At 73.6% G+C, this 4,511-nt stretch carries 3 protein-coding genes; 2 read left to right on the plus strand and 1 reads right to left on the minus strand.

Features of this window, described 5'->3' with window-relative positions:
• Positions 1–252 precede the first annotated feature (252 nt).
• Positions 253–1,704: an amidase gene (locus ABD308_RS02200; protein ID WP_344324620.1), complete on the minus strand. Its 1,452-nt coding sequence runs from the start codon at positions 1,702–1,704 to the stop codon at positions 253–255.
• A gap of 290 nt (positions 1,705–1,994) precedes the next feature.
• Between ABD308_RS02200 and ABD308_RS02205 the strand changes: the two genes are divergently transcribed.
• Both ABD308_RS02205 and ABD308_RS02210 read left to right on the plus strand, forming a co-directional pair.
• Entirely contained in the window at positions 1,995–2,963 is a 969-nt protein-coding gene (locus ABD308_RS02205) for a helix-turn-helix transcriptional regulator (RefSeq protein ID WP_344324623.1), read from the plus strand.
• A 272-nt stretch (positions 2,964–3,235) separates the two neighbouring features.
• The gene (locus ABD308_RS02210) at positions 3,236–4,495 is read left to right on the plus strand and encodes an alpha-hydroxy acid oxidase (protein WP_344324626.1); all 1,260 of its coding nucleotides are present in this window, start codon (positions 3,236–3,238) and stop codon (positions 4,493–4,495) included.
• The last annotated feature ends 16 nt before the right edge of the window (positions 4,496–4,511 follow it).

A 4,511-nucleotide genomic window follows, 5' to 3' on the forward strand; every position in this document is an offset into this window, starting at 1 on the left:
GCGGTGAACTCGCCGTCGGCGACGGCGAACGCCTCGGCCGGGGTGCCGGCCGCGTCGGCGGTGAACACGGCGGCGTTGACAACGATCAGATCGGGCGTCTTCGTCATGATGTCCTTCGGTCCTCCCGGCGGGGTGCCGGGATCCTGGTCGCCGCTCCGCCGGGGGAGGAGGCGGGCGGGCCGACGGGCCCGTTCCGCCGGTGCGGGTACCGGCGGAACGGGCCCGTGCGGTGGGTGGGTCCTGCGGCCCGCCCTACGCGTCGCGGGACATGAGCGTGGCGGCGTGGACGGCGGGGCGCCGGTCCGCCCAGGGCATCGCGCTCTCCAGCAGGGCGGAGACCCGCAGCAGCAGCGCCTCCGAGCCGAAGGGACCGGCGAGCTGGACACCGATGGGCAGGCCCTGCGAGGACTGGGCGAGCGGCAGGCTGACGGCGGGGGTGCCGGTCTGGTTGAACAGGGGGGTGAAGGAGCAGACCCCGAAGATCCGCTGGGCCCACTCCAGCGCGCCGAGGTCGGCGTTGCCGTCGAGGTGGCCGAGCAGCGGCGCCGGGGTGTTCATCGTGGGTGTCAGCAGGAGGTCGTAGCCGGTGAAGAAGCGTCCGACCTCGCGCGAGACGGCGTTCATCGAGGCGAGGGCGCCGTTGAGTTCGAGCGCGCTGAGCCCGCGGCCGTACTCGACGCAGGCCAGCGTGGTGCGTTCGAGGTTCTCCGGTCCCGCCGTCGCGCCGGTCATGGCCTCGATCCCGGCGACGCCCTCGGCCAGGAAGGCCGACCACAGGGCGATGTTCGAGGTCAGCAGCCGCTCCCAGTCGACGACGGGGGTCGCGCGGTCGACGTGGTGACCGGCGGCTTCGAGGGCCCTGGCGGCGGCCTCGACGGCCTGGGCGACCTCCGGGTCCACGTGGCTGCCCGCCCAGGACTCGGTGTGCACGGCGATCCGCAGCCGTCCCGTGTCGGCGCCCACCTCCTGGAGGAACGGGCGCGCGGGCGGGGCGATGACGACCGGATCGCCCGGGTAGCCCACGGCCACCTCGTCGAGCAGCGCGGCGGTGTCCCGGACGGTGCGGCTCACCGCGAGTTCGACGCCCATCCCGTAGAGCGCGTCACCGAAGTCCGGACCAGAGGGTACCCGGCCCCGGCTGGGCTTCAGCCCGACCAGTCCGTTGCAGGCGGCGGGTACCCGGATCGAGCCGCCGCCGTCGTTGGCGTGCGCGACCGGGAGGGCTCCCGCGGCGACGAGCGCGGCCGAGCCGCCGCTGGACCCGCCGGCGCTGTGGGCGGTGTTCCAGGGGTTGCGGGTCGAGCCGTAGGCGAGCGCCTCGGAGTTGCCGTTGAAGCCCAGCTCCGGGGTGGTCGTCACGGCCAGCGTGGCCAGGCCGGCCGCGCGGAAGCGCTCCATCAGGTGGGTGTCGGCGGCCGGCACGTAGCCGTCCTTGCCCAGCAGCCGCGTCCCCATCCGGGTCGGCACGCCGGCCGCGTGGAGGACGAGGTCCTTGATCGCGAACGGCACGCCGGCGAACCTGCCGTCGGCGGCGTGGTCGAGCGGGCGGTCGAACGGGCCCTCGGCGACCGCGTTCAGTTCCTTGTTGACGGTCGTGATGGCCTCGGTGGCCAGCGCGGCCACTTCGCCGGCGGTGACCTCACCGGACGCGATGACCGCGGCGAGGGCGGTGGCGTCGAGGGCGGCGTATTCGTCGATGTTCATCAAGATCTCCATCTGCCGTGACGAGGAGGGGGCCCATTGGCCGACTTGGTGTGCAGAAGCTACGAGGCTGTGAGGTTCCGCACCTCGGCCGAAAAGCCGTTCCCCTCACGCCCGGGATGTGCGTCCGGCGGGGGAGAAGGGGTGGTGAGTGCTCCACAATGGAGCACAATCGCCCCCGCCAGGAGCCGGATCCTCCAGCAACATCGCTCCACAGTGGGGCTCCTGGCCTTGACACCGCCGTGTGACCGTCCCCATGATTCGTCCATTCGTCCCATATGGGAGGTTCTCGAATGGCCGCCGACATGCAGTGGTGGGTCCGGCTCGCCGAGGACGTCCGCGCGGCCGGCCGGGGCGAGCTGCCGCCCGAGGTGCCCCTGCGCGCCATGCGCGACGGGCTCGGCTTCGACTGCGCCGCGCTGATCGCCTCCGGCGCCGGCCCGCACGCGGCCGTCGTCAACCTCGACTACCCGGCGGAGACCCTCGCCTACGTCACCACGACGTACGGCCGCACCTGCCCCGTCCACCAGCTCGCCCTGCGCCGGGGCACCCCCGTGCGCTTCGTGGACGTGCCGTTCGACGTCCGGGAGACCCGGACGTACCAGGACGCGATCCTGCCCAACGGCTTCCGCGAGGGGCTGACACTGCCCCTGACGCCGGCCGTCGCCCGCGCGACGGCCCCGGGATACGTCGTGATGAGCTCCAGCCGCCCCGTGCCGCTCGACGACGGGTCGTGCCTGGCGCTGACGATGCTGTCGCACGAGCTCGCCGGACTCGTCGACCCCGGGGCGGACGGCGACGGCGACCCGGCCGACCTGGTCCTGTGGATCACCGGGGAGGCGGTCGAGGTCAGGGCCGGAGACCTCGCCCGGGCACCGCTCAACCGCGCCGAGCTGCGTCTCGCCGTCCGGGCCGCGGTCGTCGGCGCGGGCGGCCGCGTCGGCTTCCACCACCGGGCCGCCGACGGCACCTGGTGGCACGTCCGCGCGGTGCGCCGGCCGGACGCCGTTCTCGTCCGGATCGGCCGGGCCCCCGCGGTCGGCGGGCTCACCGGCCGCGAACTCGACGTCGTCGGACTGGTCGCCCGGGGGTGGTCCAACGAGCGGATCTCCCTGGCCCTGGGCATCGCGGTCCGCACCGTGCGGAGCCACGTCGAGTCGTTGCTGATCAAGCTCGACCGCCCCAACCGCACGGCGCTCGCCCGCACCGCGTTCGAACGCGAGCTCGACACCCTGGACGCGCTGGGCGCCGCGAATCGTTGATCCCGGCCGCCGGGTCGCTCGGCAGCCCGTCGGAAATTGTGTCACAATCCCTGACACCGGTGACGGGCCACACTCTTCACCGGCCATCAGGGCGAACGCGCCCGAAACAGGTCCGCGCACCAGGTGTTGCCGGACCCGTGGGCATCCGGCAGCGAAGGGTCCTCTGACGAAGGCCCGCCACGGACCCTCAGCTCGGGTCGGGCATTGTGTCCCAATCCTGCCGAGTGCCACCCCGCGAGTACTTCCGCTTCGGCGACGAGGAGTATCCGACCATGACCACGTCCGACCCCGGGATCGAGAAGCTGCCGAGGAAGAGGCCGGAGCGACGGCTCCCGCGGCCCTCGGAGATCCGGCCGCTCGTCAAGTTCCGACGGCCCCGGTTCGACGCCCGCGAGCGCCGGCTCGCGCACGCCCACACCATCGAGGACCTGCGGATCGCCGCACGGCGCCGCACCCCCCGGTCGGTCTTCGACTACGTCGACGGCGCGGCGGAGCAGGAGATCGGCATCGGCCGGGCCCGCCGCGCCTTCGAGGACGTCGAGTTCCACCCCCGGGTGCTGCGCGACGTCTCACGGGTCGACGCGTCCACCGACGTCCTTGGCGCACGCTCCGCCCTCCCGCTCGTGCTGGCGCCCACGGGGTTCACCCGGATGATGCACCACGAGGGCGAGATCGCCGTCGCGCGGGCCGCGGCCAGGGCGGGCATCCCCTATGTGCTGTCGACGATGGGCACCACCGACCCCGAGAGCGTCCGGGCCTGTGCGCCGACGGCGCGCCAGTGGTTCCAGCTCTACCTCTGGAAGGACCGCGAGGCGAGCGAGGCGCTCGTCGAACGCGCCGCGAACGCCGGGTACGAGGCCCTGGTGCTGACCGTCGACACGCCCGTGGGCGGCGCGCGGATGCGCGACATCCGCAACGGGCTCACCATCCCGCCCACCCTGACGCTGCGCACGCTCGCCGGCATGGCGGTGTGCCCCGCCTGGTGGATGAACCTGCTGACCACCGAGCCGCTGCGGTTCGCCGCGCTGAGCGGCTTCGACGGCACGGTCGAGGAGTTGGTCGGCAGGATGTTCGACCCGTCGGTCACCGTCGAGGACCTGCGCTGGCTGCGGGCCCGCTGGCCGGGAAGGCTGGTCGTCAAGGGCGTCCAGAGCGTCGAGGACGCCCGGATGGTGGCCGACCTCGGGGCGGAGGCGATCGTGCTCTCCAACCACGGCGGGCGGCAGCTCGACCGGGCGCCCACGCCGCTGGAACTGCTGCCCCGGGTGGTCGACGCCGTCGGGCAGGACTGCGAGATCCTCCTCGACACCGGGGTGCGGACCGGCGCCGACCTCATCGCCGCGCGAGCGCTGGGCGCCTCCGCGGCGATGATCGGCCGGCCCTACCTCTACGGCCTCATGGCGGCGGGGGAGCGGGGCGTCGACCGGGCGATCGAGATCCTCGGCGCCGAGTACGCGCGGACGATGCGGCTGCTGGGGGTGGCGGGCACGGACGAGATCCGCGCCGAGCACGCCTCGCTGCGAAGCCGATGAGGGCCGGGCGCCGGCA

Origin of the sequence: Kitasatospora putterlickiae (genome assembly GCF_039527695.1) — a bacterium.
Taxonomy (GTDB): domain Bacteria; phylum Actinomycetota; class Actinomycetes; order Streptomycetales; family Streptomycetaceae; genus Kitasatospora; species Kitasatospora putterlickiae.

What these genes read in the sequence shown, in the direction of transcription:
- ABD308_RS02200 (WP_344324620.1), bottom strand. Translation starts at nt 1,704, where the DNA reads ATGAACATCGACGAATACGCCGCCCTCGACGCCACCGCCCTCGCCGCG.
- ABD308_RS02205 (WP_344324623.1), top strand. Translation starts at nt 1,995, where the DNA reads ATGGCCGCCGACATGCAGTGGTGGGTCCGGCTCGCCGAGGACGTCCGC.
- ABD308_RS02210 (WP_344324626.1), top strand. Translation starts at nt 3,236, where the DNA reads ATGACCACGTCCGACCCCGGGATCGAGAAGCTGCCGAGGAAGAGGCCG.